The 2003-nt window shown below is 40.0% G+C and carries 2 protein-coding genes; both read right to left on the bottom strand.

The features are described from left to right. Positions 1-134: 134 nt before the first annotated feature. Positions 135-1703 (bottom strand): ClC family H(+)/Cl(-) exchange transporter, encoded by a 1569-nt coding sequence (locus QUF07_RS13760; protein WP_003561289.1) that lies wholly within the window; start codon positions 1701-1703, stop codon positions 135-137. Positions 1704-1825: 122 nt separating this feature from the next. Beyond that, positions 1826-2003: cation:proton antiporter domain-containing protein (locus tag QUF07_RS13755; RefSeq protein WP_289428182.1), on the bottom strand; the 178-nt coding region annotated here is incomplete at its 5' end.

Here is a 2003-nt window from a genome sequence, read left to right as displayed (position 1 = left end):
GGTTCAACTAATTCTTTTTCAGCGTTTTTCGTACTTCGCCGTATTTGTATATAGTTTCCCAATATGTTTATGTCTGGCAACGGACCCACTTAATCTAATATTTATTATTATGATAGACCAATTTGCCTATTAACTTAGTCTCGGTGTTTTTTTTCTAAAGTTGCTAATAATGCATCAATCCGTTGTTTAACTCGGGTTCGTTGGGTTGTATCAGTTAACAGTACTAACGTATCACCTTCATGAATCAAGGTGTCACCATGTGGAATCACTTCTTGTTCACCACGCCGGATTCCAATGAGCAGTGCTTCTTTAGGCCATGGCATGTCTCGGACCATTTTGCCGTTTAAGGGACTGCCAAAGAAAACCGGTATTTCCAAATGATCAGGTCGATGAAGTTGCTGAACAGTTTTAGGCATTGTCATCTGCTTAAGCAATGCTTCATAGATTGGTGCACCGCCTAATAAATCAACAACAAGGTAAGCAGTTAACGATATGACTGCTAATGGCATTAAATGTGTTAAATTGCCAACCATTTCTGTTACCAGCAAGATAGCTGTGAAGGGAGCTTTTCCAATTCCAGCAAAGTAACCGGCCATGGAAAAAATGATTAGGTTCATGATATAGACATGCGATAATAATCCTAATTGATTCATTAAGACGCCATAAACCGCACCAATCACAGCACCTAAAGAAAGAATCGGCAAAAAAATACCGCCAGGTAATCCGGAACCATATGAAATCATTGAAAAGACGAATCGTATAATAAAAATTGCAATTAGTACAAACAAAGGTGGAACATACTGGCCAAATCCAACAATTAATCCATTACCACCACCGAGTAAATTTGGCGAAAAGTAACCAACTAAGATTACCAGCAGAAATGGTACGATACCTTGTATTGGGCGTGGCAAATGTGTCAGTTGATGATACCACCGAGGCATAACTAACAAGACCCGTTGATATAAGTAACCAAACAATCCCAAAACAATGCCGAGTAAAATTAAGTGCCAATAATTTGATACTGGTAAACTACGTGAATAATTTAAATGTAACACGGGAACAAGTCCGAAAACATTCAGCGAGATAAAATTTGAACCAATTGCTCCGGCTAATGCTGTTAACCAAACCAGCGGTGAAAAATTATGGTAAATCTCTTCTAAGACAAATAGAGTTCCAGCAATGGGAGCATTAAACGCCGCTGCTAATCCAGCAGCGGCGCCTGATGCAATTAGCAGTCGGCGATCAGTTCCTGATAACTTAAACCCAGCAGCGAAACCTTGACCAACTGACGCACCTAATTGAATCGACGGTCCTTCTCGTCCGAGAAATAATCCAGGTCCCAATGCCAGAATACCACCGATAAATTTTCGCCAAAGAATTGACCACCAGTGCATTTCCAATTCGCCAGCCAATTGACCTTCAACTTGCGGAATTCCGGAACCAGAGATATAAGGTTCTCTCTTGAGAAGTCGAGCCACAATTAAAGCTAAACCAAGGTTGATGCCAATCAACAATGCCCATTCCCACCAAACAAATGGCGCGATTCGTAAGTATCTATATACCAATCGACTATAGTGCAGCCCTATCTCAATACAATAGCGAAATAAGCTAACAACGGTGCCACTCATTAAACCCACAAGCAGGCCGAGTAAAACAAATCGCAAACGAGTAACGTCAAATTTTTCTTTTACAAGCTGTATCAAATAACTAATCCTCCATTATAACCAATATTATATAATTTAGTGCTTAATTAAACTAGGCAATATCTCGATGAAATCTAGTAGTTATTTTTCACAGAGAAGGGGTGTCATACCGCTAAGATGTTTTAGTAGTTTATATGACGAGCCGCATGTTTGAGTAGTAATGGTGCTAATAACGTTGTTAGGATAATGGCAGTGATAATTGCCGAATAGTAATCATCACTGATTAGTTTGGATTGGTAGCCTATTTGAGCGATAATCAAGGCCATTTCCCCACGCGAGACCATCCCCGCACCAACGAGG

Origin of the sequence: Lentilactobacillus sp. TOM.63 (genome assembly GCF_030361045.1) — a bacterium.
In the GTDB taxonomy this organism is placed as follows: Bacteria; Bacillota; Bacilli; order Lactobacillales; family Lactobacillaceae; genus Lentilactobacillus; species Lentilactobacillus dabitei.
This window is presented reverse-complemented; position numbering and strand designations above follow the sequence as displayed.